The sequence below is a fragment of the Mycolicibacterium brumae genome, from assembly GCF_025215495.1.
Lineage (GTDB): Bacteria > Actinomycetota > Actinomycetes > Mycobacteriales > Mycobacteriaceae > Mycobacterium > Mycobacterium brumae.
The window spans coordinates 1,832,411-1,859,364 of the sequence record NZ_CP104302.1 but is presented as its reverse complement, the minus strand read 5'-3'; the positions used below and the strand labels follow the sequence as shown (position 1 = coordinate 1,859,364).

The 26,954-nt window shown below is 63.9% G+C and carries 18 protein-coding genes and 2 pseudogenes; 7 read left to right on the top strand and 13 right to left on the bottom strand.

Features of this window, described 5'->3' with window-relative positions:
- Positions 1-188 precede the first annotated feature (188 nt).
- Positions 189-1,333 (top strand): IS3 family transposase gene (locus L2Z93_RS09035; RefSeq protein WP_090589008.1). Its coding sequence is split into 2 segments (ribosomal slippage): positions 189-456 and positions 456-1,333, totalling 1,146 coding nucleotides; the frame shifts between segments, so codons are not numbered across the junction.
- Positions 1,334-1,637: 304 nt separating this feature from the next.
- A protein-coding gene (locus tag L2Z93_RS09030) for an IS3 family transposase (protein WP_087139964.1) occupies positions 1,638-2,866 on the top strand; the annotation gives its coding sequence in 2 pieces (ribosomal slippage) (positions 1,638-1,950 and positions 1,950-2,866; 1,230 coding nt in all).
- 627 nt (positions 2,867-3,493) lie between these two features.
- On the opposite strand, the gene L2Z93_RS09025 is transcribed toward L2Z93_RS09030, so the two are convergent.
- Entirely contained in the window at positions 3,494-6,589 is a 3,096-nt protein-coding gene (locus L2Z93_RS09025) for a DEAD/DEAH box helicase (RefSeq protein ID WP_073917084.1), read from the bottom strand.
- Positions 6,590-6,783: 194 nt separating this feature from the next.
- On the opposite strand from L2Z93_RS09025, the gene L2Z93_RS09020 reads away from it, so the two are divergent.
- Positions 6,784-7,992: a Shedu immune nuclease family protein gene (locus L2Z93_RS09020; RefSeq protein ID WP_073683706.1), complete on the top strand. Its 1,209-nt coding sequence runs from the start codon at positions 6,784-6,786 to the stop codon at positions 7,990-7,992.
- 11 nt (positions 7,993-8,003) lie between these two features.
- Here L2Z93_RS09020 and L2Z93_RS09015 read toward each other — a convergent pair whose 3' ends face one another.
- A complete protein-coding gene (locus L2Z93_RS09015) occupies positions 8,004-10,706 on the bottom strand; it encodes an ATP-dependent DNA helicase (RefSeq protein ID WP_029372493.1) in 2,703 nt (900 codons plus the stop codon).
- A gap of 1,677 nt (positions 10,707-12,383) precedes the next feature.
- Positions 12,384-13,088 (bottom strand): annotated as a pseudogene (locus tag L2Z93_RS09010) (cation diffusion facilitator family transporter); the annotation flags it as partial.
- A 100-nt stretch (positions 13,089-13,188) separates the two neighbouring features.
- On the opposite strand from L2Z93_RS09010, the gene L2Z93_RS09005 reads away from it, so the two are divergent.
- A complete protein-coding gene (locus L2Z93_RS09005; protein WP_234786132.1) occupies positions 13,189-13,830 on the top strand; it encodes a TetR/AcrR family transcriptional regulator in 642 nt (213 codons plus the stop codon).
- A 153-nt stretch (positions 13,831-13,983) separates the two neighbouring features.
- Here the strand turns inward: L2Z93_RS09005 and L2Z93_RS09000 are convergent, their stop codons facing one another.
- Both L2Z93_RS09000 and L2Z93_RS08995 read right to left on the bottom strand, forming a co-directional pair.
- Positions 13,984-14,763 (bottom strand): site-2 protease family protein, encoded by a 780-nt coding sequence (locus L2Z93_RS09000; protein WP_029372488.1) that lies wholly within the window; start codon positions 14,761-14,763, stop codon positions 13,984-13,986.
- A gap of 20 nt (positions 14,764-14,783) precedes the next feature.
- A complete protein-coding gene (locus tag L2Z93_RS08995) occupies positions 14,784-15,389 on the bottom strand; it encodes a hypothetical protein (protein ID WP_029372486.1) in 606 nt (201 codons plus the stop codon).
- Between the two features lie 88 nt (positions 15,390-15,477).
- Between L2Z93_RS08995 and L2Z93_RS08990 the strand changes: the two genes are divergently transcribed.
- The 3 genes from L2Z93_RS08990 to L2Z93_RS08980 all read left to right on the top strand — a co-directional run bounded on the left by L2Z93_RS08990 (position 15,478) and on the right by L2Z93_RS08980 (position 18,131).
- Positions 15,478-16,770 (top strand): adenylosuccinate synthase, encoded by a 1,293-nt coding sequence (locus L2Z93_RS08990; protein WP_029372485.1) that lies wholly within the window; start codon positions 15,478-15,480, stop codon positions 16,768-16,770.
- Positions 16,767-17,384 carry a PaaI family thioesterase gene (locus tag L2Z93_RS08985; RefSeq protein ID WP_024447866.1) on the top strand — a complete coding sequence of 206 codons (618 nt, stop codon included), beginning with the start codon at positions 16,767-16,769 and terminating at the stop codon, positions 17,382-17,384. Before L2Z93_RS08990 ends, L2Z93_RS08985 begins: the two co-directional genes overlap by 4 nt.
- 84 nt (positions 17,385-17,468) lie before the next feature.
- On the top strand, positions 17,469-18,131 hold the full coding sequence (locus tag L2Z93_RS08980; RefSeq protein WP_234786133.1) for a hypothetical protein: 663 nt from the start codon (positions 17,469-17,471) through the stop codon (positions 18,129-18,131).
- Positions 18,132-18,211: 80 nt separating this feature from the next.
- On the opposite strand, the gene L2Z93_RS08975 is transcribed toward L2Z93_RS08980, so the two are convergent.
- The 8 genes and pseudogenes from L2Z93_RS08975 to L2Z93_RS08940 form a co-directional block, all read right to left on the bottom strand.
- Positions 18,212-18,403 (bottom strand): ferredoxin, encoded by a 192-nt coding sequence (locus tag L2Z93_RS08975; protein WP_024447868.1) that lies wholly within the window; start codon positions 18,401-18,403, stop codon positions 18,212-18,214.
- Positions 18,400-19,605 (bottom strand): cytochrome P450, encoded by a 1,206-nt coding sequence (locus L2Z93_RS08970; protein WP_029372483.1) that lies wholly within the window; start codon positions 19,603-19,605, stop codon positions 18,400-18,402. The genes L2Z93_RS08975 and L2Z93_RS08970 overlap by 4 nt, the downstream gene beginning before the upstream one ends.
- A gap of 43 nt (positions 19,606-19,648) precedes the next feature.
- Positions 19,649-21,286, bottom strand: a pseudogene (locus tag L2Z93_RS08965) (dihydroxy-acid dehydratase); the annotation flags it as partial.
- Positions 21,283-22,998 (bottom strand): phytoene desaturase family protein, encoded by a 1,716-nt coding sequence (locus tag L2Z93_RS08960; RefSeq protein WP_024447871.1) that lies wholly within the window; start codon positions 22,996-22,998, stop codon positions 21,283-21,285. The pseudogene L2Z93_RS08965 and the gene L2Z93_RS08960, both read right to left, overlap by 4 nt.
- Positions 22,988-23,320: a RedY/HapK family protein gene (locus L2Z93_RS08955; RefSeq protein ID WP_024447872.1), complete on the bottom strand. Its 333-nt coding sequence runs from the start codon at positions 23,318-23,320 to the stop codon at positions 22,988-22,990. The genes L2Z93_RS08960 and L2Z93_RS08955 overlap by 11 nt, the downstream gene beginning before the upstream one ends.
- Positions 23,307-24,743 (bottom strand): aminobutyraldehyde dehydrogenase, encoded by a 1,437-nt coding sequence (locus tag L2Z93_RS08950; protein WP_024447873.1) that lies wholly within the window; start codon positions 24,741-24,743, stop codon positions 23,307-23,309. Before L2Z93_RS08950 ends, L2Z93_RS08955 begins: the two co-directional genes overlap by 14 nt.
- A 12-nt stretch (positions 24,744-24,755) precedes the next feature.
- A complete protein-coding gene (locus tag L2Z93_RS08945; protein WP_162561911.1) occupies positions 24,756-25,265 on the bottom strand; it encodes a TetR/AcrR family transcriptional regulator in 510 nt (169 codons plus the stop codon).
- Between the two features lie 150 nt (positions 25,266-25,415).
- Positions 25,416-26,954, bottom strand: coding sequence for an APC family permease (locus L2Z93_RS08940; RefSeq protein WP_024447875.1), 1,539 nt, complete (start codon positions 26,952-26,954; stop codon positions 25,416-25,418).

The window sequence follows — 26,954 nt, the reverse complement described above, 5'->3', positions numbered from 1 at the left end:
ATACGGCGGGATTGAATACGGAGGGTTACCAGTAGCGCCGGGATTACCTGCCCTACAAGGGATTACATCGGTCAATAATGCTGTCTGGTCTCACCGCATGTGGCAGTTCTGGCGTGTTCCCGCTGAATGAGTCCAGCAAGTTCTAGAGTCCTGTGGCCCGATGTCGGGCGAGAAGGGACGATGGACGTATGGCTGGTCGGAAGCGGCATTCCGCGGAGGACATCGTGCGCAAATTGCGCCGTGCGGATGAGCTGACCGCGGAGGGCAAGACCGGCGAGGAGATCGCGGCCGAGCTGGAGGTGTCGCCGGCGACGTTGTACAACTGGCGCCGCAGTTACGGCGGGATGGACACCGACGCGGCCAGGGAGCTCAAGGAGTTGCGCGAGCAGAACGCCCGCCTCAAGCGGCTGCTGGCCGAGGCTGAACTGGTCAAAGACGCGTTGCGGGAGGTCGCCAAGGGAAAATTCTGAGCCCAGCTGCCAAGCGCCGCGCCGTCGACATGCTCACCACTACGATGGGCATGTCGGAACGGTTGGCGTGCAAAGCCGTTGGGCTGGCCCGCTCCACCTGCCGCCGTCTGTCTCAAGCCGAGACCCCCGCCGATCCGGACCTCGAGATCCGGGCCTGGTTGCGCTCCTACGCCACCAAACACCCCTGCCACGGGTTCCGGCGTGCCTGGGCGACGCTGCGCTACGACGAGCGCCGTGAGGTCAACAAGAAGAAGATCCACCGCCTGTGGCGCGAAGAGGGCCTGCAGGTCAAGATCCGCAGTCCGCGCAAGCGGGCCGGGGTGTCCTCGATCCCGCCAGTCGAGGCTGACGCTCCGAACGTGGTGTGGGCGATCGATTTCCAATTCGACTCCACCATCGACGGCAAGGCCATCAAGATCGCGTCGATGGTCGACGAACATACGCGGGTGTCGCTGCTGAACATCGTGGAGCGGTCGATCACCGCCGACCGTCTGGTCGACGAACTCAAGAAGGTCTTCGCCGCGGCCGGCGGCCCGCCGACGGTGCTGCGCATGGACAATGGGCCCGAATTCATTTCCCAAGCGCTGCAACAGTTCTGCGATCGCAGAGTGGGGATGTCCTACATCCCGCCAGGAACGCCATGGAACAACGGACACATCGAATCCTTCAACAACCGACTACGCAAGGAGTGCCTCAACCGCAACCACTGGAACACCGTTCTCGAGGCCCGCGTGGTCATCGGCGACTTCAAGGAGGAACACAACCACCGACACCGCCACTCGGCCCTGGGCTACCAGACTCCAGCCGAGTACGCTGCCGTCTGCAGATGTAGCCACACCCCGGTGGCCTGCAGCATCAACTGAATCTGGATCACACCAACCCGACTCAAGAACCGGGTGGACTCAGAAACGGGGACTCGCCAGTTCCGCAATGAAGATGACGGTTCGACATTCCGCGGCCCATGCTGCGATCGCACGGCCCCGGGTGCGCTGCGTCGCCTCAGCAGCCGGCGCACGGTTCCACGGTGGGCGCGCAGTACGAGGTCGCCTTCGTATTTATTAGCGATTGACGTTAAAACCGTGCCGCGTTACTACTGGGCCCTGACCCCGTGTGTTGGACACGCTGAATCCCGCAAGATTGGCGGGGAAAGCGAGATGATCGACACCGATGGCAAGGAAGAATTACCCGGACGAGTTCAAGCGGGATGCGGTGGCGCTGTACCGAGATACCGAGGGCGCCACGATTACCCAGATCGCCGAGGAGCTCGGCATCAGTGGGGTGACGCTCTCAGCCTGGTGCAAGGCCGCGGGAGTGCCGATCAGGCATCGCAACCCCAGTGCGGCCGATGGGCCGGTGGCGGGCGCAGAGACCCCGGAGCAGGAGTTGGCCCGGCTGCGGGCTGAGAACAAGGCGTTACGCGCCACCGAGGCTCGGCTGTCGACCGAGCGCGACATTCTGCGGTCGGCGGCCAAATATTTCGCCGGGGAGACGAACTGGTGAGCCGCTTTCAGTTCGTCGCCGACCACTCCGACACCTACCCGGTGAAGTGGCTGTGCGCGGTCGTGGAGATCGCGCGTTCCTCGTTCTACGCCTGGCTGGCCGGCGCTGACGGGCGCGCCGCCCGTGCTGCTGCTGACCAGGCGCTGGCCGCGCGGATCCGCACCGTCCACGACGAGGACAACACCTACGGGGCGCCGCGGATCACCGCTGAACTCAACGACGGTGCCCCCGAGCAGGAGCGGGTCAACCACAAACGGGTGGCCCGGGTGATGCGCGATGCCGGCATCGCCGGTTACCGCCGTCGACGACGGGTCAAGACCACGGTGGCTGATCCGGCCACGCGGAAGGTCCCGGATCTGCTGGGCCGGGATTTCACCGCCGCGGCGGCCAACGAGAAGTATGTCGGCGACATCACCTACCTGCCGTTGGCGACCGGTGCGAATCTGTATCTGGCGACGGTGATCGACTGCTTCTCCGGGCGGGTGGCGGGGTGGGCGATCGCCGATCATATGCGCACCGAACTGGTCGAAGATGCCCTCAAAGCCGCCGAGGCGCTGCGTGGATCACTGGCGGGTGCTGTGTTTCATTCAGATCACGGAAGTCAGTACACCTCACAGGATTTCGCGGCACTCTGCGCAGATCTGCGCGTCGTCCAGTCTATGGGTGGGGTGGGGTCAAGTGCTGATAACGCGCTCGCCGAATCGTTCAACGCCTCCCTCAAACGCGAAATCCTGCAGGACCGCAGCCAGTGGCTCGACGCCGCCAGCTGCCGCCGTGAAGTGTTCCGCTGGCTGGTCCGCTACAACCTGAGGCGACGGCACTCCCGCTGCGCTTATTCCAGTCCCGCCACCTACGAACGCGTCCGCGAAACCGCTACGCTGCCAGAAGCGGCGTAACCACAAATCCCGTGTCCACTACACGGGGGCAAGGCCCACTGAGGCCACGATCCGGTGCCGAGCAAGATTCTGCAATCCGTTACTCAACACTACATCGCGCGGCGATGATAAAAACCCCTCCTCACAGAAGAGCTCGGGAGCAGATTGATGGATTACAACCTTGGCCCCGCGCAAGGCCGCCCACCGGTCCGATTCGAGGACCTCGACGAGGATGCACGAAGCAAGGTTACGAGGATTCTGATTGATGCCGTGAAGGAACATCAATCCGTCATCGACGCACTCAGGCTCCCCCGGAACACTTGTCAGCGTTCGCCTCGGCCTTGCGGATATCGGAAGCGTCGCACTGAAGTGCGCAAGCGTTTGATCAAAATCTTCAGTGCGTCGCCCAGACGCGCCGAGGGACACACACAAGTTTCTTGCTGGAGCCTTTTTGCGCTGGAAGCTGCGACACGTCATCAATTCGAACCAGCCCAACCGTTCAAACTAGGCGTCGAGCAACGCATCAATGCTATCTGGAATAACATCGCCTAGATCGTCGAGTAGAGCAGAGTGCTCGTACACTTGTCCTCCCTGTCAACTCGACAATCGACATCCCTTTGACGACGTCCCCATTTGGATTGCCTCCACCTACTCCATAGGTGGCGCTAGGTCGATCCCAGTTGTGGCCCGTTGTTCGATCGCTGCACGGCATGAAGCCTGCAGAGTCTCCGCGGCCTTCGCGCCGCCGACAACCTTGCTCAAGGTTTCGAGGTCTGCGTCTACGACCTCTTGCAGATCAGTTAGTCCCGCATTCTTCAGCGCGAGTAACTGTTGTCGATTGTGGCCGAGATCCAGTTGCGCTATGTCAATCAAGTCTGGTGGGATGCCAAACTCAAGACGGGTGATCGTCCTACCTACTAGAGCCCGAACCTCGCTGGCATCGTCCGGATAGAGCTCGGCCAAGACGGCGCCAACTGCAGGCAGTAGGTCACGCGTCCGATCTGCAACCGTGCGAACGACCCCAGCCATCGCGGGTCGGTTCCACACATGCTGGTTTAAATTCCTTTCCAAAACAGACATCTCGATGCCGTTGATAAAGAAAATCGCCGCTGCCGCTTTCTTAGTGCGGCGCGAGATCGCCGCTGTGTCGGGTGCGGTTTGGTGGAGGGCTCGCAGCGGCAGTCTGTCGACCTGCTGTTGCACAAGTACGTTCGTCCAGATCTGTGGCTCTGGACTATTTCTACGGCCGTTGACTGGCATGTACATCCCATCAACTTCGACGGTGAGCTGAGCCGCTGCGATGATCGTTGTGCTCTTCAGTCCGGCGATATCTATCCCGTTTAGCGCGGCGGAGAGCCGGATGATCGAGTCAACATGAACTCCCGACTCACCAGCGAAGCGACCGAGCGACGTTAGCCGGTACCCGTCAGCATCCGCTTCAAGCAATCGCGCGTTGACGAGCTGATCAAAGCCGTACCCCAGCTGGTCGCGGGTCCATTGCTGATCTCCACCTTCTCGCGCTTGCTGCGCAGCAAGGCTCGAATCCAGGAAGTCAATGACGTCATCCTCGGTGACCGATTGACCACTCTCACCATGGAATTGGGCAACAACTCGGAGCATTAAGGTGCGGGGATCACCATCTGGCACCAACTGAGAGCGCAACGGCTCCAAGTCGCCATGGACGTAGTTCCGCCATGCGTTCGCTGTGCCTAGTGTGTCATTCGGAATCAGGTAGGACTCTCCGTTCGTGGAGAATCCAAGCCGCCCAGCTCGGCCCACCATGTTCTTGTACTCGGCAACGGTGTACGGGGTCGGTGTGGGGCCGGGATGTGTGAGACCAACAATCACGACAGCTTCAGCAGGTGTGTTGACACCCATCGCGAGCGTGGTGGTGCCCACAATGACGTTCAGGCCAGAATCTGGGTCTCGAAAAGCAGTCTCGATAGCCTGTCTCTCCGTCCGATCGAGATCCGCAGTGTGCAGCGCAACCCCCTGGGACAACGTGCGTCGCAATGTCTCGGTGCTGGCGGATACTTCGCCGCTGCTCATCGCCTCTAACACCGACGTTGCAGTAGGCAGTCCAAGTGCGGTGGACAAGTACACCGCGCACCTTGCAACTTCGCCCTTGGTTTCGCGGAAGACGATGACCTTCTTCCCTTCGTCGACGAGGCGCTTTACCAAGGGAATAACGATGCTTCGGCTGCCCTCGTGATGGAGCGGCTGAATGAAGGTTGCGATGCTGCCCTCCGAACCGTCCGCGGCCACAAACTGCAGGGCACCGGACCGCCCAATCACGCCCTCCCGCAACTCAACCGGCCGCGCCGTGGAATGCAGGTGGTCACCGCCAATCCACCGGTCGAGGCCGCCTAGATCTCCTACCACGGCAGACAAGGTGATGATCTGAGGTGAGCCAACCAGACCACGCCGATTGTTGAGCAATGTCATGAGGAATTCCAAGTTGGAGCCCCGACTTCGATCTGTCAGCGTCTGCGCCTCGTCGATAACAACAACAGAGACCGAATCAAGGATATGCGGGTTAGCGAGCGCGAGGTGCGTCAGCTTCTCGTAGGTCAGAAGTGCGAAATCGTACTGGCCACGCTGGAATTCAGAGACCTGATCGCTGTAGTCACCCGTTGCCCTGAGGGTCTTGATCCCCAGAGGTCCATAGACGCGGGTGAATTGCTCGTACTTGTCGTTAACCAACGCCTTCATCGGCAGCAGAAACACCGTGCGGCCACGCGTCGCAGCCGCTTTGATCGCGGCTAGCTCACCGATCATTGTCTTGCCTGAAGATGTAGGAGCAGTCACCACCAGGTTCTTACCGTCGAGCACACCGTGGTCGTTGATTGCGCGCAATTGCAGATCGTTGAGTTGGCTGATACTGCTGGACCAAACGTCAAGCACCTCGTTTGGAAGTCCGTAATCAACAAGGGATGCAGGGTCACCCGTCGCGGGCTGACGAACCCGATCCGGGAAGATAGCACCGTACTGCGACCCCGCAGTAAACGTCGGCCAAAGCAGTGTTCCATCGACCTGCCCTCGAAGCGTCGGCGTCTGGACTCGCCACATCTGGGCCGCATCAGCAAGCACGCGCTTGGTGACGTAGCCGACTACCTTCAATACATCGATCTGATCGCCGTCGCATACGTCGTCGACTCCCTGAAGCGCCTCCAACAACCGGTAGGTGAAGAGTCCGTGACCATGCAGCGCGGATTCCAATGCTTCCTCATCGTCGGCGGAGGCCGTCAACACAAGCCGGCCGGTTCCGATGAAGCGGGACAGAATGTCGGTTGCTGTCGTACGCGTTACTCCGCGCGACGTGAGACCTGTTGCAAACACACGACTCCCAAGACCGCCTGAGAAGCAGCAGTCCAGCCCGCATAGAACCGTCTTACCGTTGATCCGGGAAAGGATGTCGGCAAGTTCGTCTAGCGGCAGCGACGTCGCTGCTAGATCTGCGACGTCAGTGTCGTAGCAGACGATCTCGTGGGTGTCCGAACCGTGGCCAGCGTAGAAGATGAACACAACGTCATCCGGCCCGGCGTCTGTTGCCAGGGCCTCCAATGCCGACCTGATTCCGTGGGCGGTCGCATCGGCATCGGTGAGCAGCACATGCGACGAGCCGGGAATTGTGTCGGCGAACAGCGCGTGTAATGCGCTGGCATCGCGCACAGCACCGCTCAGCCAATTGATTCTGGGATCGCCGTATCGGTCAATGCCGATAAACAGACTGTGGAATTTCATGTGTTCCCCCGGCATCGTTTCCTCTGGCTATTACGCGCCTCAGATATATCCTGCAAGCTTGTCACAATTCTAACACGCGCCATCACCGTAGACTGTTCGAACTCCGCTCGAACAATGACCTTACCGCTGCGGACCGAGGACGATCCCCATCGAATCTTCACGAATTAAAGGTATAATTAAGGCAGGAGGTTTCAATGGCAGCATTTGCACAGGGCAGCGAATTCAATATGGAGAGAGATGACTTCACCGCGCTGGAGATTCGCGACAGTGGGCAGGCCGGTGGTTTTCACTATTTTTTCGACACGAACCGGAACACGCTTATCACCGACTTCGTGCTGGAGGACCGTCCCCGAGTCAGCACGCTCTGCCAGATCACACTGATCAAAAAGGACAACGGCTTCTCGCCACGAATCCGCCTCTGGAAGAAGGACAAGACCAAGTTCGGCAAGCAGACGGCTGACCACACAGTCGATGCAGACGCGACTACAACTGTCATCAAGGCGACCGTCGATACCGACTCCTGCCATGACAACTTCTGGAAGCTGATCGACTTCATACAGTCGTTCATAGGGATTTCGCTGCCTGACTCGGTGTTTCGCGTCGTCACAGGTGACAGCGCGTTGCTCGCCCAGCTGCTCCAGAACCAGGACCGACAGGTCGTCCTCGATGCGGTGCAAGCGGCAGTCGGCGAGTCGCTCACGGAGCGAGATATCGGCATCATCTCGAATCGCAAGAAGCAGCTGGCAACCTTCAAATCGCTGTTGACGGACCCGAATTTCTTCGAGCAGCGACGACGCGAATTGCAGAAACCGGGCAAGCAGCCGCCCGGCGACGAAGGTGTCTGGCAGAATTTCTTTGAAAACAACCAATGGATATTCGGTTACGGGCTATCTCTGATTGCATGTGAAACACTCGACGGCGAGAAACTAGAGAAGATAACTACCGGAGCCAACATCTTCACCGGCGCCGGCAAGCGGAGCGACGCTGTGATGAGATCGAAAGGTTTTATCAGCAGTCTCGTGTTTGGTGAAATTAAGACGCCGGCCGCCCCACTACTCGAAAAGGAAGCGTATAGAAAGCCAGATGTGTATCAGACATCTCGCGAATTGAACGGGGCGGTCGCACAGGTTCAAAAAACAGCAGCAAAGGCGATTCGCCAAATTAATACGGACATCCACCGACTTTACGAAGATGACGGGACACCAACGGATATTCAGGTGTCCTCAATCCGACCGAAGCAAGTAGTGGTCCTCGGCAACCTCGAACAGCTCGCAGTCGACGGTAACCCGAATCCGGAGAAGACCTCGGCCTTCGAGCTCTACCGCAACTCAATACACGAAGTCGAGATCATCACCTTCGACGAGCTGTACGAGCGAGCACGTTTCATCGTCGAAGACGTCTAGGTCGCCCGGCATCACCGGGTAGCACGCACTGGGGTGAGGCCGCGACGGCGCGAGAGAAGCACAACATCTTTCGTGTTGACATCTCGATTCAACCCACGAAGGACCGCCTGCTGCGTCTCTGGTGTCCAGAAGATGCGCAAGCTTTCGCGTGCCCGTGTGACGGCCGTGTAGAAGATGTTGTGGGTGATGGCATCCTCGTTGGCGTCGGTTATCACGACCTTGACGGAGTCGTATTCGAGACCCTGTGCTTTGTGGATTGACACAGCATAAGCGACCTGGAATGGCACCGTCGTGTTCGTCGTGTCATCGTCGTCATCGCTTACGTCGTAGTCATAGACCGAGAAGCGCACCGTACTATCAGCAACCCACTGCAGCTCCACACCATCAACGTCGAATTCCGAGACGGCGCGGTCGAGTACGACATCGAACTGCACACTGTCCTCGAACTGCTCAATTGCGGCGATTCGACCCTTGAGGTTGTTGTAGATCACCGGCCTGAAGCGGTCGGTTTCATTGAACAGCACCGGATCACCGACCTTGTAGGTGGCAATCCCCCACCGGACGGCCCTGCCAGGGTTGCTGCTTTGCAGAAAGCGGTTGATGTTGTTGATGCCGTAGAGGCCGTCGTAGTTCAAGCACAGGATGATCTCGTCATCACCCTGAGCCTCGAACAGGGTCTTGTCGAGTACGGACGAGTAACCGTTGCGTGCGATGACCTCTGCAATGTCGTTGTCGATGTCACGAACCTTCTGCCAGAATCCGAGGAGCGCAGGGTTCTTGGTCCGAAACGGCGTCGTAAGTTCGAAGACCGACGCGCTCGGAATGAAGGAGCGGATGATGCTGAACCAGTTCCCAAACTCAATCGCCTCGATCTGGTAGACGTCACCAACAAGGACAACCAGCTTCGCGGTCACATTCTCCAATACGCTAATCAGATCGGCGTTACTGACCGTGCTGCACTCATCGATGACCAGCAGATCATATTCTGAGCCACCTTGGTACGTCTGACTGCGGATCGTCCGGAACGTCGAGTCTTGAGCGGTGACCCTCCGCTTGAGGTTGTCAACCGCCGGATTGGTATGCGCCAGAAACAGTTTCGTCTTGTCGTTAAAGTAGTTCGCGATGTGGTCGACCATCGTCGACTTACCGGTACCCGCAGCGCCGTAGACAAGGGCAACCCTCGCCTGAATGAAGAGCCGCCTCAAAGCATCCTTCTTGGCCTCGTCATCGATTAACCGCGGCGTGTGGTCAAGCCAACGCTGGACAGCATCGCTATAGCCCTCGATACCCGACGAAGCGAACTCCTGAAGCTTCTTCACGATGGCAACAGTGTCGTCTTCGTACTTCCGAATGAAGACGTGTCCCTTATCCAGCTCCAGTCCACGGACATCCCGGTGCTTGTAGTAGAGCCGTTGGTTATAGGTACGCATCAGATCACCAACGTCGCCGAGATCTTCTAACTCAGCAACGGGCGTGTACAGGACAGCTCGGTGTTCGACGTTGTTCTTAACCCGTCGTGCGAGCAGTTCATGATTTCGCCCCGTCGCATCAAGACACTCTGCAAGGTCCCAGTAGCGAGGATTGTGCGCAATCGGTGATGTACAGAACGGCATGTCGTCGAATGGGATGCAGCCCCACTGCAGGTTCAGCCCCGACAGTCGCTGGCAGCCCTCCCAGTTGTACTGCGGTTTCAGAATCTGATTGTGCATCCTCAGCATGAGGTAGCGAATTAGGTTGTGCCCTGGCGACTTGCTCCGAATGATCCGCCGTGCCTCGTCAAGCGCCGGGAAGATTTGCGGCTTGCTGACGCTCACGGTGGCCGCTTCCTTGGCCGCGGCGAACTTTGCATCCGACATGTCCATCAAGTCGAGCAATGAGCCTCGTCCGCTGGTAAGCCCCTTCATGAGGTAGCGGTATTCGGGTCCGTTCGTTCGAACCTTGGTATCGATGTCAAACAGGCGCGCGAAGTTGTCAAACTCGCACGGGCGGATTGAAACCTGCCAGTCACGGATGATGGTGATCGGCATCTCCTGATGCAGCACGGTGATTGACGCGCTCTCCAACGTCAACCAAGCCGAGTACTTGTCGGTCAAATCGATATCGGCGAAGGCGATTACACGGTCAAACTTGCTGACCTTGTTAACCGCCTTGAAGAAGGTCACCTCGTAGAAGATGCGCCCGTCCACGAAGAACGGCTTCGTACGATGGATGTAGTAGCGCACGCCGGGTCGCGTGTCTAGCGGCTTCGACCGAACGTCCTCGATCGCTGCGGCGATCTTCTCGTGATACTCCCGCAGGGAGGGGTCCAGATCGATCGGGAAGGACTCCAAGTTGGCGAGTATGTCAGTACTACAGTTCTCGCTGACCAGGCTGCGGATGCGATGAAGATACTCGTAGTACTTCAGCATTAGCCGCTCGGAAGCATCGCCATCCACGGTGTAGTGCGAAGTACTAATTTGGGTGAGTTTGTGAAACTTTCCGAGGAAGTTGAAATTCCCCTTCGACCTGACAAATGCGAGCGCAGAATCCACCGCTGCGTAGAGGAACTCGTCATCGGGGCTACCGGATTGAAGCAGCATCGCGACACCTTCGATGAGGTTGCGCAGCTGGGCAAGAACGTTCTGGGACAGAAGATCTCGCTGCTCGGAGAGCGAATCGATGTTCCCGCAGATTGCCGCGTCTACGGCGTGGATATGTTCGCTGATCGTGGTCATTAGTCCGCGCCTCCACGTTCGTGGTCACGACGTTTGCCAGCTTTGTTATATGACAAAATTTTGTCAACCCAACGCGCCGGAGATCATCGCCCTGACGATCAGATGCGAGTTCTGAGGGTCGCCGAGCCATGGATTGTGTAGCGATGTTGCCTGCGCCTACCACAGAATGGCCTTATGGCGGAGCCGCCTATACAACCGATCGAATACTCGCCTCCGTACTCGATGGACTTCAGGAAAGCCTTCGCGACGGGAGCAGGGCTCTCGTCGACGAGGGGTTGACCACCCGGACTGCCCACAGCGTTGAGACTACGGCCACGGTTGACTGGCTGTCTCGCCGTCCGGGGAGGCGACAGCGGTAATGCCGTCCACAAGGTCGCCGAGCACAGCATGGTCGCCGCGTCGAGCCAGCACGGTCGTGATTTCCTCGGGTGCGCAGTCCAGACTTGCCGCCAGCTCTGCGTCGCGGTCGGCGACCGTTCGGCCGAGGATCTGCTCCAGCCGTCGTGTTGTGCCCGGACCGGCATCGACGCGGCGCACCTCGACGGTGCCGGCGTCGGTACCGAAGGCGAGCACGAGGGTGTCGCCGGGGCGCGCGCCGATCGCGTGCGCGTAGGCGCGCAGCGAGCTGAGGTCGGCGCCGCTGGAGGACGCCATCCTCCAGCGGACACGGACGTCGCCGTGAGGTCCGTGCAAGGTTCGGTGCTCGCCGGGGGTCACGCCCAACGCCTGCGCCACAGCGGTATGGATCGCTTGGCCCGAGCCGCGCAGCAAGTCGTCGGTACAGGTGCGAACGCATCGGATCTCGTTGTCTCCGTTGCGGAAGACGCCCCGAACCGCATTGAGCGGCCCGACCGGGGGAATGTTGTCGCCGGTGGTGCGGCGGCGGGCGACGCCGAGATCAACGATGAACTCGAGGCTGTCCAGGTAGCGCATGATCGATTTGGGGCTCACGTCGGGATACCGGGCGGCGAAGTCGTTCAGGATGGTCTCGACGTCGGCGTGGCCTCCTTGGGCGTCGAGGTAGGAGCCGAGGGCAGCAGCGATCCCGTGGTACTCGGGGATGTTCCACGCGCGCAGGGCCCAGAGGGTGCGGCTGGACCGGGTGAAGCGGTAATCGTCGGAGAGCGCCTCACGGACATAGCTCGCGGAGGTATCCGTCGAGTCCAGGTGAGCGTAGATGGTGGCGGCGGTGGACGGCTTGCCCAGTGCGTGCAGCACGGCCTCGCACATGTTCGCGACGCTCTGGTCGTTCCACCGCACCACGACATCACCGAAACGCCGCAGCTGCAGGTGTGTCTCGACGTAGCGCAGCGCGGCCCCCTCGGACAGGCCGGCTTCGGTCAATGCGGTGTGCAGTTGCGCCGGTGTTGGGCCGGGGTGGCGGCGGAACAGTGCGGTCGTGGCCGCGGCCGCGGTGTCGTGGCCCTTGGTGGCGGCGTTGTCGAGCCAGTCACCCCGCTGGCGGTACGGCCCGGCCAGGTAGAGCAGCAGCGCCGCAGCATTCGACTGTGGCGGTAGTCCGAGACGCTCGAGTTCACGGTCGGCGGCATCCCCCGGGACATAGGATCCGAGCCGGGCGGCCAGGGTGTCAGCGTGCGCCCGGACGTCCTGGTGAGCGGGGTCGGCGAGAAGATCTGCGCAGCGTTGTTCGGCGCGAGGCCGGTTGCGGTATAGCGACACCGGGCTGACCCCGGGGACGTCGCGCAGGGCTCGCCGCAACTCGTCGACGTCGATATGGGTGGGGGAGCTCTCCGAGAGGATGCGCAGGGCGGCGCGGGCCAGTGCCACCGCCCGGGGGAGCACCCACAGTGCGACGAACACGGCCACGACCACATCGGCGTAGGGCCAGCCGGTGGTGACGGTGACGATGCCTGCGATCAGCACCCCTATGCTGCCGACGGTGTCGGCCACCACCTCCATGTAGGCGCCCTTGACGGCCAGGCTCTTCTCGGAGTCGCCGCGCAGCAGGAGCACCACCACGACATTGGCGATCAGCCCGGCCAGTGCCACCACGATCAGCGGGACGCCCGGCACCTCGGGCGCACCGCCCAGCCGTTCGAACGCTTCGTAGAGGATGAAGGCCGCGACGCCCATCAGAAGCACGGCGTTGGCCACGGCGGTGAACACCTCGGCGCGGTGCCAGCCGTACGTGCGTGCCGGCGACGCTGAACCCCGGCGCGCCAGCAGCACCGCGGTGAGCCCCATGAACATCGCCACCAGATCGGTCAGCATGTGGCCGGCGTCGGCCAGCAGGGCGATCGAGTTGATCATCAGCGCCGTGATCAGCTCGATGACGAAGAAGGTGGTGAGAATGCCGGCGGCGATGAGCATGCGGCTCACCCGCGTGTCGCCGCCGTGGCTGTGATCGTGACCGGCACCCATGACCAGAAATATATGCGCATGTCCGCATATGTCGCAAGGCGCTGATTACCGGCCTGTTTCGTGGCCCGCTTACATACATTCCGAAATGTATCCTGAAGCGGTGATCCGACAGACGAAGCGGCGCAGCCAGGAGGAGCGCAGCGCGGAGACGCGGACCCGTCTGCTCGACGCCACCATCGAATGCCTGCTGCGCTACGGCTACGCCGGCACCACCACGCCGCGGGTCGCCGAACTGGCCGGTGTCACCCGCGGGGCGCAGGTGCACCACTTCGGGTCGAAGGACGACCTGATGCTGGCCGCGCTGCAGCACCTGACGGCCAAACGGATCTCGGCCGAGGTGGCCCGCTTCTCGCTCGACTTCGCCGCGGGCGGCGACCTGATCGACGCGATCCTGGAGCTGCTCTGGGACATTCACAGCGCGCCCATCTTCATCCCGATCGTGGAACTGTGGGTGGCCGGCCGCACCGATTCCGCCCTGGGGCAGGAGGTGGCGAAGTTCGAGTCGGTGGCCAACACCACGCTGATCTCGGTCATCGCCGAGTTCGCGCCCGAAGGCATTCACCGGTCGATGGCCGACTTCGTCTACACCGCGATGGACGCGCTGCGCGGAATCCTGATCTCGAGCTTCGTCGACGCCGACCCCACCCGCGCCCGGCGGCGCTGGGACCGTGCCAGCGCGAACCTGCGGCGCATCGTGGACCCCGAAGTGGCCGAGTGGGCGCTGGCCCAGAGCGTCAACTGAGCCGTCGAGTAGACGCACTTACATACAGGGCTGTATGTTATTTGCAGCTTCGGGCGGTGCGCCGGGGTGGCATCGGGTAGGGCGGCACGGTAGAGGGGGTCGTGCGAGCCCGACGAGGGGTCTGATGCGGCCCTGGCGCACCACCGGAGCCGGCTACAGCCAGGCCGACCAGAACCGGGTCAGCTGACCACCGACGGACGACAGGTACGCCGGCACCCCGGACAACTCGTAGAGCCAGTAGACGCCCCCGAAAAACCACTGATTGAGCTGCGGAGCGATCAGCAGGAGCAGCAGGATCATGAAGCCCCACGGTTTGAACCGGTCCAGCGCGCGCTGGGTGTCGTAGCTCAGGTGTGGCTCGAGTGCTCCGTAGCCATCCAGCCCCGGGATCGGCAACAGGTTCAGCAACAACGCCGTCACCTGCAGGAAGCCGAGGAACGCCACGCCGGCCCAGAACACCCCGTGTGCGGCGTCGTAGAACAGCCGGGCGCAGGTCAGCAGCAGCACCGCCAGCACCAGGTTGGCCAACGGCCCGGCCAGGCTTACCACGGTGCGCTGACGTGGGGTCATCCGCGCGGTCTGGACGTACACCGCGCCGCCCGGCAGGCCGATCCCGCCGAGCGCGATGAACAGCAGCGGCAGGCCCAGCGACAGCAGGGGGCTCGAGTACTTCAGCGGATTGAGGGTCAGGTAGCCGCGCACCGCGACGTCGTGGTCGCCGAACCGCCAGGCCGTGTAGGCGTGCCCGAATTCGTGCAGGCTCAGCGACAACACCCAGCCTGCGATGACGAACACGAAGACCCCGGCGTAGGCCAGCACGGTGACCGATTCGGCGGCAAGCCAGGCCAGCACCCCACCGAGAACCGTCGACGCGACGATCACGAGGAACACCGGGCTGGGCCGGACCGACTGCCCGAGGGGACGAAGACTCACGTTTCGACGTTACCGGCGGCTCACACCGTGACCCTCAACCAGCCTTCGATGTGCCGGTAGAACGTCGAGCGGCGCACCGGTCGGGGGGCCGCCACGCCGTCACGCACCACCACCGCCGCCGGCGTACCCAGCTGGGCCGCACGGCCGCTGACCCACGGCCCCGAGCGCCATCCGGAGCCCAGCACCCGCGCCCGCAACCCGGGCATGGTGTGAGTGGGCTCCACCGCTACCCCTGCCACCGCACCGTCGAAGAGCACGGTGTCATCGACGATGCCCTCTCCTTCCAGGAGGCGGCCCTCGGGCGCCGGACGCCACAGGGCGCGTCGCACCAGCACCGTTCCGGTTTCGTCACGGATCAGCGGAACACGTTGTGCCCCAGCGCGTAACGCGCGCCGCGCACCGCGGGATCCCGGCAGGTGCGCCACCTCCACCGCCAGGCGGTCGGCCCGCAACAACCGCGTCAGCACCGTCGCCAGATCGGCCTCGGTGCCCAGCACCACCGCCCGCGACACTCCGACGGTCGCCGCATCCACGTCGGCCGGTTCGGTGATGTCCGCACGTGGAATCGCGGCCAGCGCACGGGGTACCGGGCGCCCTCCGAAACACAGCACCGTGGTCAAAGACACTCCCGTCGAAATGCGCAGGCAAATGTTCGGATAAGGTAGCTCACCGGCTGGAACACAATACGCAGCGAGCCAAGCGGGAGATTTTTGCATGCCGGCAATCGTCCTGATCGGCGCCCAGTGGGGCGACGAGGGCAAAGGAAAGGCCACCGATCTACTCGGTGGCCGGGTGCAGTGGGTCGTGCGCTATCAAGGCGGGAACAACGCCGGGCACACGGTGGTGCTGCCGACGGGGGAGAACTTCGCCCTGCACCTCATCCCCTCGGGGATCTTGACACCGGGGGTCACCAACGTCATCGGCAACGGTGTCGTCGTCGACCCCGGTGTGCTGCTCACGGAGCTCTCGGGCCTTGATGAGCGCAAGGTCGACACCTCGCGGCTGTTGATCTCGGCCGACGCGCATCTGCTGATGCCCTACCACGTGGCCATCGACAAGGTGACCGAGCGGTACATGGGCAGCAAGAAGATCGGCACCACCGGCCGTGGCATCGGTCCCTGCTACCAGGACAAGATCGCCCGCATCGGCATCCGGGTCGCCGACGTCCTCGACGAGGCGCTGCTGGCGCAGAAGATCGAGGCCGCCCTGGAGCTGAAGAACCAGATCCTGGTCAAGATCTACAACCGCAAGGCCCTCAACCCTGACGAGGTGGTGCACCAGTTGCTCACCCAGGCGGAAGGGTTCAAGCACCGCATCGCCGACAGCAGGTTGCTGCTCAACCAGGCCCTGGAAAACGGCGAGACGGTGCTGCTGGAGGGTTCCCAGGGCACCCTGCTCGACGTCGACCACGGCACCTATCCGTTTGTCACGTCATCCAACCCGACCTCGGGTGGTGCGGCCGTCGGCTCCGGCATCGGCCCCACCCGGATCACCACGGTGCTGGGCATTCTGAAGGCGTACACCACCCGGGTGGGCTCGGGCCCGTTCCCGACGGAACTGTTCGACCAGTACGGCCAGTACCTGGCCAAGACCGGCGGCGAAGTGGGTGTCACCACCGGCCGGCCCCGGCGCTGCGGCTGGTTCGACGCAGTGATCGCCCGTTACGCCACCCGCGTCAACGGGATCACCGATTACTTCCTGACCAAGCTGGACGTGTTGTCGTCCCTGGAGACGGTGCCCATCTGTGTGGGCTACTCGATAGACGGCAAGCGCACCGACGAGATGCCGATGACCCAGAGCGACATCGCGCGCGCCGAGCCGATCTACGAAGAGATGCCCGGCTGGTGGGAGGACATCTCCGGAGCCCGCGAGTTCGACGATCTGCCGGCCAAGGCCCGTGACTACGTGCTGCGCCTGGAAGAGCTTGCCGGAGCTCATGTTTCATGCATCGGCGTGGGACCGGGGCGCGACCAGACGATCGTGCGCCGCGACATCCTGGCTTCGTGACCGACCCCGACTACGACCGCCACGGCGGGTTCCCGATCTTCGAACCCGCCCAGCCCGGTCCCGGGTTCGGCCGCTTCGTGGCGTCGATGCGACGGCTGCAGGACCTCGCGGTGTCCGCCGACCCCGACAGTGCGACGTGGGACGACGCCGCTGATCGCGTCGAGGCGCTGGTGGCACTGCTGGCCCCCTTCGAGGCCGCCGAGGGCGTGGGCCCGGCCAACCGGGTCGTCGAACTGCCCGGCGGCGGCAGCCTGTTGATGCCGCCGTTTCGGCTCAGCATCTTCGAGCCCGAGGGTGTCGAGTTGACCGTGCAGTTCAGCCGTTTCCACGTGGGCGGTAACCACGCCGTCCACGGTGGGGTGCTGCCGCTGCTGTTCGATTCGGTGTTCGGCATGGTGATCCACGCCGCAGGCCGTCCGATCAGCCGCACCGCCTTCCTGCACGTCGACTACCGCAAGGTCACGCCCATCGACACCACGCTGACCGCGCGCGGCTGGATCCGGGAGACCGACGGCCGCAAGGCGTTCGTCAACGCCGAGCTGCGCGACCCCGACGGCAACGTCCTGGCCGAGGCCAACGGGTTGATGGTGCGTCTGCTCGCCGGCCAGCCCTGACGGGTCGACGCCGAGACTGCACGCAGTGCGGCGTTTTGCTCTGAAATCCCGCACCCCGTGCAGTTTCGGCGGCACCATGATCACGTGACCACCGAACGTCCCGAGCGCGATGTGCGCCGGCTGTCCACCCCGCGCGCGGCTGGCCTGGCCGGCGTGTTGTTCGCCGTGCTGTTCGGCGTCGCGATCGCTCTGATCCACACCGCACTCCCCGAGGGCGCCCAGCCGGGCGCGCAGTGGGTGGAGGGTTCGGAGGGCAAGGTGCGCGCGGCGGCGGTGCTGATGCCGTTCGCCGGCATCTGCTTCCTGTGGTTCATCGGGGTGGTGCGCGACGGATTGGGCAGGTACGAGGACAAGTTCTTTGCCTCGGTCTTCCTGGGCAGTGGGCTGCTGTTCCTCGCGATGATCTTCGTGTCGTCTGCCGTGGGGGTGGCGCTGGTAGCCAGCCGCGGCGCCGACTACGGAGCCGATGTGCACGTGTTCGGTCAGGCACTGCTGATCGCGCTGTCGAAGACCTACGCCCTGCGAATGGCAGCGGTGTTCATGATGTCGCTGGCCACCATCTGGCTCAAGACCGGCCTGGTGTCGCGGGGGCTGGTGATCTTCACCTATGTGGTGGCGCTGACGCTGTTGGTGGCCAGTGACGTGTCGGTCTGGCTGACGCTCGCGTTCCCGGTCTGGGTGCTGATCGTCAGCGTGCTCGCGCTGAGCAAGGCCGGGCTGATCGACCTGCACCGCGACGGCGATTGACCCGGCGGACCTCGTTCACACTGCGACCAGCGCGATCTCTACTCACACTTCTTCGCGGTGGGTGCAGTGTCAACGCTCGTTCACTCGACGACGCTCAGCGCTCCGGAGGGGCAGAGCTGCACGGCTTTCCGTGCGTTGTCCTGCTCGGCCGAGGGCACGTCATCGACCAGCAGCACCACGATGCCGTCGTCGTCCTGGTCGAAGACCGCCTCGCTGTTCATCACACAGACCCCGGCGCCGATGCAGACGTCGCGGTCGGCCTGTACCCTCACCAGGCCACCTGCAGCGACTGCAGCCCATAGATGAAGTGGAAAGAGCGGAACGCCACGTCGTCGAAAGGTTCGTCGAGGCGCAGGGTCGGAAAGCGTTGCAACAGAGCCGGAAACGCGATCTTCATCTCCATCCGGGCCAGCGGTGCGCCCAGGCAGTGATGGACGCCGTGGCCGAACGCCAGATGCCCCATGGCGCCGCGGCGGACGTCGAACACCTCCGGATTGTCGATGAAACTCGGATCGCGGTTGCCCGACGGTAGCGAGACGACCACCAGCTGGTGCGCGGGAATCTGCACCCCGGCGATCTCCACCTCGCTGGTGGTGATGCGGGGGATGCCGGAGTGCACGATCGACAGCCAGCGCAGCAGCTCCTCCACCGCCGGACTCACCGCATCGGGGTCATCACGCACCAGGGCCAGCTGATCCGGGTGCTGCAGCAACGCCAAGGTGCCGAGGCTGAGCATGTTGGAGGTTGTCTCATGGCCGGCCACCAGTAGCAGGTTGCAGATGCCCACCAGCTCGTCATCGGTGAGCTCGGACCCGTGCTCGCGCACCAGCATTCCGAGCATGTCGTCGCCGGGGGAACGCCGTGCGCCGCCCACCAGTGCGTGCATGTAAGCACGCCCGGCGCGCTGGAGTTCGAAGCGTTCCTCGATCGGGATCGACAGGTCGAGCTGGCGGCTGGTGCGGTGCTGGAAATCGTCGCGGTCGTCATACGGCACGCCCAGCAACTCGCAGATCACCAGTGACGGGATGGGTAAAGCGAAATCGGTCACGAGATCACTCGGTGGACCGGCTTTTTCCATGGCGTCCAGATGCTGGGTCACGATGTCGGTGATCCGCGGCTCCAGGCGCTTCATCCGGCGGCCGGTGAATTCGCCGGTGAGCATGCGGCGTAACCGGGTGTGCCTGGGTGGGTCCAGGCCCAGCAGGTTGCCGGACTGGGCTGCGCGTTGCTCTTCCTCGGACATCTCGGGTGCCCCGGGGACGAAGAACCCTGGCGGGCGCTCGTTGGAGAACCGTTCCGGATCGGAGAGCACCGTCTTGATGTCGTCGTGGCGGGTCACCAGGTACACCGGCATGCCGAAGGCGTTGATGACGGTGCGCACCCCCTCGTTCTCGCGGATCTCGCCGAGGGTGGGGATGGGGTCGAAGTCGACACGCTGCATGTGCAGCGGAGGTGAGGCAGGTGCCTGGGTCATGGTGTCGACGGTACACCAGAAAGTCGAAATCGCACCCTTGGTCGGCCTGCAGGACACGGTCGACGTACATGGCCGCGTAGCCACGACGCTGTCGATGGCGCGGGGGTTCCGCCTGGCGGGTGGCCAGTTCGTCGTCTGGGACCAGTAGGTCCAGCGTGCCGGCGTGGGCGTTCAGCGCGATGATGTCGCCGTCGCGGACCAGGCCCAGCGGACCGCCCGCAGCCGACTCGGGGCTGACGTGCAGAACACACGTGCCGTAGGCGGTTCCGCTCATCCGGGCATCGGAAATCCGCACCATGTCGGTGACGCCCTGGCGCAGCAGCTTGCTGGGGATGGGCAGCTGGCCCCATTCGGGCATGCCGGGGGCACCGCGCGGGCCGGCATTGCGCAGCACCAGCACGGAATCCGCGGTGACATCCAGGTCGGGGTCGTCGAAGCGGGCCATCATGTCGCGCATGTCGTCGAACACCACGGCGGGCCCCTGGTGCACCAGCAGGGCAGGGGTGGCCGCGCTGCACTTGATCACTGCGCCGCTGGGCGCCAGGTTGCCGCGCACCACGGCCAGGCCCTGCGGCGGCTGGAACGGGGCATCGATGGTGGCGATGACCTCTGCGGCGGTGGAGATGCCGGAGGGCAGGTTGTCGGCGACGGTCTTGCCGCTGACGGTCAGCGCGTCGGTGTGCAGCAGGGTCTCGATGGACTTCATCACCGCGGGGATGCCGCCGGCGTGGAACACCTGCTCCACCAGGTGCTCCCCGGCGGGCCGCACGTTCACCATCAGCGGTGTGCGCGCGGACAATTCGTGGAACCGGTCCAGGGTAAGCGGCACCCCGGCGCGGCCGGCGATGGCCAGAAGGTGCACGATCGCGTTGGTGGACCCGCCGACCGCCAGCATCAGAGTGATGGCATTGTCGAAGGCCTCGGCAGTGAGCACGTGCGAGGGACGCACTCCCTCGGAGGCCAGGCCCACCGCACGCGCACCCACCTCCTCGGCCACCTGCAACCGCCGCGAGTCCATGGCCGGCACCGCGGCGGCGCCGGGCAGTGTCATGCCCAGCCCCTCCACGATCGTGGCCATGGTGGAGGCCGTGCCCATCTCCGGGCAGTGCCCGCGGGACGGGCCGGCCGCGGCCTCGAGACGCTCGTAGTCGGCCATCGACATCCGGCCCGCCCGCACATCGTCGATGTACTGCCACAGGTCGGTGCCGACGCCCATCTGCTTGCCGTCGAACACCGCCGGTGCGGCGGGCCCTCCGGTGAGCACAATGGCCGGGACATCCGCACTGGCCGCGCCCATCAGCTGTGCGGGCACCGTCTTGTCGCAGCCACCCAGCAGCACCACGGCATCGAATGGGTAGGCCCGGATGGACTCCTCGACGTCCATGGCCATCAGGTTGCGGAACAACATGGTGGTCGGCTTCATCAACTGCTCACCGAGGGAGATGGTGGGGAACTCCAGAGGGAACCCGCCGGCGGCCAGCACCCCGCGCCGCACCGAGTCTGCCAGCCCGCGGAAGTGCATGTTGCAGTTGACCACCTCCGACCACGAGTTGCAGATCCCGACGATGGGCCTGCCCTCGAACGCCATCCGGGAGAACCCGGACGCCCGCATGGCCGAGCGGTGCACGAAGCCGGGAACATCCTGCCCGGCAAACCATTTGACGCTGCGCAGCTGGTTCATCGGACGCGAGCGGCGTACGCGGTGATCTTGCGCAGTGCGGGTTGGCGCGCGGCCTGGTATCCGAACCAGCGGCCCGGCCTGGTACCCATCAGGGTGCCGACCATCCGCTGCTGCCAGGGCGCCCTTGTCCCGGCCGAGCGCAGTGGTGCGGCCGAGACCACGCCGTCGGTGTCGGCCAGTGCCGCCTTGGCGGCGTTGTGGCCGTTGGCCCCCATCACCCCGCCACCGGGATGGGTACCCGAGCCGCACAGGTAGTAATTACGCACGGGAGTGCGGTAATTCGCGAGCTCCGGGATGGGCCGGGCGCCGAACAACTGATCGAGCATCATCGAACCGTGGAAGATGTTGCCGTCGGTGATCAGATACTCGTTGTGCAGGTCGTCGGGAGTGATGATCACCCGATCGAGGATGTGTTCACGCAGATTCGGAGCGTAGGTGAACAGGTCCTCGAGCACCAGGTCGGCCCACTTCTCCTTCTCCGCGGCCCAGGTGGTGCCGGTGAGCTCGGACGGCAGCTGCTGAATGCCCAGGGTCATCGTGTGCAGACCCTTGGGGGCCAGGGTGTCGTCGGTGACCGACTGAGTGACGGCCTCGATGACGAACGTGCTGGGGAACGTGCCGCGTCGTTGCGCCTCGTAGGCCTCCTCGAACGCCTCCCGGCTGGGGCCGAGCAGCTGGTGGCCGTGGTGCTGGGGTCCCTCGGTGGCGTCGGTGAACGGAAGGTACTGCGGCAGTTCATCGATCAACAGATGGATCCGGGCCATCGAACCACGGGTGTCGATGTTCTCGACGTCGCGGACCAGCTTCGGCGCCAGCACCCCCGGTTCCAGCAACTGCAGCAGGGATCGTTTGGGGTCGGCGTTGGAGAACACCTGCTTCGCGGTGATCACCGAGCCGTCCCGCAATCGCACCCCGGTGGCGACCCCACGCTCGACGAGCACCCGGTCCACCGGGGCCGAGGTGCGGATGGTGGCCCCGTGTGCCCGGGCCGAGGCCGCCAGCGCCTCGCTGATGGCACCCATGCCGCCGCGGGCCATCCCGAACTGGCCGAAGTTGCCGTTGAACTCGCCCCAGGAATGGTGGCCGTAGGTGTAGGCGGTACCGGGAGTGGAGGGGCCGCCGAAGATCGACACCATGCCGAAGAACGTCAGCATGCTCTTGAGCCGCTCGTCCTCGAAATACCGGTCCAGCAGATCCCGCACCGAGAGCAGGGTGAACTCGTCGAACAGCGTCTGCTCGCCGGCGGCTTCGAACGCGGCGAACACCTCAGAGCGTTCCGGCGGCGGCTTCAGCAGGTACGGCGTGACCAGCCCGGCGAAGCGTTGCAGCCGGATGCCGAAGTCGAGGAACGCCTGTGCATCCTTCTTGCTGAGCTTCTCGAGCTCCCGCAGCGTCCGGTCGGTCTCCTTCCACATGGTGAAGGAGGTGCCGTCGCGGAACAGGCTGAACGACAGTGCATCACCCTGGTAGAGCTCCAGGCCGTACTTGGCCAGCTCAAGTTCGGTGATGATCTCGGGACGCAGCAGGCCGGCGATGAAGGCGCACGACGACCACTTGGAGCCGGGGATCAGCTCCTCGGTGACGCAGGCGCCGCCCACGAGGTCGCGCGCCTCGAGCACCAGCACCGACTTGCCTGCGCGGGCCAGGTAGTTGGCGGTGACGAGGCCGTTGTGGCCGGCGCCGATGATGACGGCGTCGTAGTCAGTGGGCATCGGAACTCCTGAGTGGGGAATGACGGGTGAAGATGGTGCTGACGCTGCCCGGTTCCACGAGCTCGTCGAAGCGGGCGACGACGGGTTTGAGCTCGGGTGCGTTGTCGCGCACCTGTTCCCAGTCGGGCCAGGAGGTCACCGTCATCACCTCGACGACCACGCCGTCGTCGGAGAGATAGACGTCGAACCCCAGCACTTCGTCGAACGCGAGGCACACCGGGCGATCGAGTTCAGCGGAGAACTGCTCGAAGTCGGCGACCGGGACACCCGGCCGCAGACGGAACGTGTTGATGGCGCTGACCGTCATGTCAGGCGGTCGCATGGTTGATCATCACGTGCTTGATCTCGGTGTAGGCCTCGAGTGCGTACACCGACATGTCCTTGCCGTGGCCGGACTGCTTGAAGCCGCCGTGTGGCATCTCCGGCGTCACCGGAGCGTGGTCGTTGACCCACACCGTGCCGAATTGGAGTGCACCGGAGGTGACCATGGCACGGCCCACATCGCGGGTGAACACCGAAGCGGCCAAGCCGTATTCGGTGTCGTTGGCCCAGGCGAGCACGTCGTCGTTGTCGCTGAACCGGGTCACCGACGTCACCGGCCCGAACACCTCGGCGCTGATGATCTCGTCGTCCTGCTTGGTGCCGACCACCACGGTGGGGGCGGTGTAGAAACCGGTGCCGGGGTTGTCGCCCTGGAGCAGCTCGGTGTGGCCGGTGGCCTTGGCGCGGGAGACGAAGCCTTCCACGCGGTCGCGGTGCGCGGCGGTGATCACCGGACCCATGACGGTGTTCTCGTCGGCGAGGTCACCGAGATTCAACTCCTTGACTGCCTTCTCGAGTCCGGACACCAGGTCGTCATGCAGGGAGTCATGGACGTAGATGCGCGACGCTGCCATGCAGTCCTGGCCCGCGTTGCCGAACGCACCCTGCATGATCTTCTCGACCGCGAGTGCCACATCGGCGTCCGGGTACACCAGCACCGGTGCCTTGCCACCGAGTTCGAGGTGCAGCCGCTTGAGGTTGGAATCTGCGGAAGCCCGCAGCATCGACCGGCCGGTCTCGACAGAACCGGTGAGCGAGGACATCCGCACCAGCGGGTGCGACACCAGGCTCGCGCCGACATCCTCGCCGTCACCGGTGACGATGTTCAAGACCCCGGCGGGGAACAGGTCGGCGGCCAGCTCCGCCAGGCGCAGCACCGAGAACGGTGTGTGCTCAGAAGGTTTGAGCACCAACGTGTTCCCGGTGAGCAGAGCGGGGGCGATCTTCCAGATGGCCATCAACAGCGGGAAGTTCCACGGGGCGACCGAGCCGACCACCCCGAGAGGATCGCGCCGGATGATGCTGGTGGTACCGGGGACGAACTCGCCGGCGGCACGGCCTTCGATGGTGCGGGCAGCCCCGGCGAAGAACCGAAGATGGTCGGGAATCATCTCCATCTCTTCGAGCGCGCCGCTGATGGGCTTGCCGGCGTTGCGAGACTCGATCTCGGCGAGGGTGCGAGCGTCGGCTTCGATGCGGTCGGCGAGCTCGAGAAAGGCGCGAGCACGTTCGCCGACGGGAGTGCGGGCCCAGTCCGGGAATGCGGCATGGGCGGCGGCGACGGCGCGGTCGACGTCGGCGGCCGTGCCGTGGGCGGCCTCCGCAAACGCTTCACCGGTGGCGGGTGCCAGGATCTGGTCTTTTGCTCCTCCGGAGGCTTCGGTCCAGCTTCCGGCTACGAACATCTTGTCGTGAAAGGTCATGATGGCTCCAGTTCAGTTCGGGCCGGGATTGGCGGCCGTGATCAGCAGGGCGCGTACCGCGTCCTTCGAAATCGGTTGTTGGGCAATGGACATGTGCACCATCAGGCCCTCGACCACGACGTCGATCAGGCGAGCGGTGGCACGATCGAAGTGGTGGGCCAGGGCGTCCTCGGCCCGCTCCATCCACTCCTGCGTGATGCGCTTGGTGTCGGCTCGGCGCACCGCGTCGCCGTACAGTTCGAAGGTGACGGCGAGCTCGTTGGGGTTGGCGGCCAGATCGTCGGTGATGGCCAGGGCTACGCACTCGATCAGGTCTGACTTCGAATCGCAGGCTGCCAGCCGGTTTTCGAAGCGGGTGGCCAACTTGTCGACGTGCGTCCGGAAGGCGAGCTGCACGATGTCGTCGAGTGTCTTGAAGTGGTAGGTGATGGAACCGAGTGGGACGTCGGCAGCTTCGCCGATGGCGCGGTGGGTGATGCCCGCTACTCCGTCGCGGGCCAGGACCGCCAGCGCCGATTCCACGATGCGCTCCTTTCTGTCGGGGTCGTGACGGCGAGCGCGCCGGGGAGCCGTGGCCATGGTCGGACCCTCCTTTAGGAACGTCTGTACGTATCGATAAGGACAAACGTACCTATCGACGCCCCGGCGCGCTCGATTTCGGCGGAACCTGCCTCAGACGGCTTCTGGAGCGGGGTCTTCCAGGTCGCGCTCGTTGAGCGCCTTGCCCACCAGCTCGTAACGATCCGGCGCGAAGAAGCGCAGGTAGAGGCCGTAGGCGACCCCGCCGAGCAAGGCCAGGAACACCAGCGACACCATCAGCACCGCGGTGGCGCCCTGCACACCGAGCAGCACGTCGAGGCTGTTGAGGGTCAGGATGAAGAAGCCGGTGAGCCCGACGATCGCCAGCAGCGGGGCGATCACGGTGTTCCACGGCCGCTTGTCCACGTTCGACTTGCGGAAGAACACGAAGATCGCGATCCCGGCCACCAGTTGCGAGGCGATCACGCCGATGGTGCCGATGCCGGTGGCCCAGGTGAAAAGGGTGGCGAACGGGTCCTGGCCTGCGATGGCGAACGCCACGATGACCACCCCGACCATCAGGCTCTGGACGATGGAGGCCACCCAGGGCGTCTGCCGGCGCGGCAGGGTCCACCCCAGCGGCTTCCACACCAGGTGTTGGCGCCCCAGCGAGAACAGGTACCGCGAGACGTTGTTGTGGAAGGTGACGATCGCCGCGAAAGTGGCTGTGACGATCAGGATCTGGAACAGCAGCGAGATGTTGTGGCCGATGATGGTGTCGCTGGCCACGAAGATGAAGTTGCCGCCGGTCTCGGTGGCGATGGCCACCACGTCGTTCAGGCCGAGGGCGTTCATGATCAGCCAGCCCGACACGGCGTAGAGCACGCCCATGAACGCGATGGACAGGTAGGTGGCCCGGGGGATGGTCCGCGCCGGGTCGCGGGCTTCCTCACCGTAGATGGCCGAACCCTCGAAACCGATGAAGGACGCGTGGGCGAACATCAGCGCCACTCCGAGGGCGCCGGCCAGCACCACACTCGGGTTGAAGGGCTCGAAACTGAACTCCGAGACCGGAACCGCATCGCCGAACAGGCTGAAGACGCTCAGGACGGTGATCATGAGGACTTCGAGGGTCATGAACACCCCGAGTACGCGGGCGCCGGAATGCACGCCCTGCACGCCCAGGCCCAGACACAGCAGCAGCCCGACAAAGGCGTACACCCACCACGGCAGGCTGATGCCCAGGGCCGGATTGAGCAGTTCGGCTGCGTAGTACCCGAATCCGCCGTAGAGGCCCGCCTGGATCGCGTTGTAGGCGAAGATGGCCAGCGACGCCGATCCGAGGCCGGCAACGCGGCCGAGCCCCAGCGTGACGTACGCGTAGAAGGCCCCGGCATTGGTGACATGGCGGCTCATCGCCACGTAACCGACGGCGAAGATCATTAGCACTACCGCGGCGATGACGAAGGCACCGGGCATGCCGACGCCGTTGCCGGCGCCGATGATGATGGGGAACAGCGCCACCACCACGGTCAGCGGGGATGCGGCGGCGATGATGTAGAAGAAGATGCTCGGAACACCCAGGGTGTTCTCTTTCAGGCCGTGGTTACGGCGCCCGCCGGGTTCGGCGGGAGTGACGGGCGCCGTCGTGGTCGGCCGTCGGGAAGGCACAGGTGCGGTGACGTTCTCCAT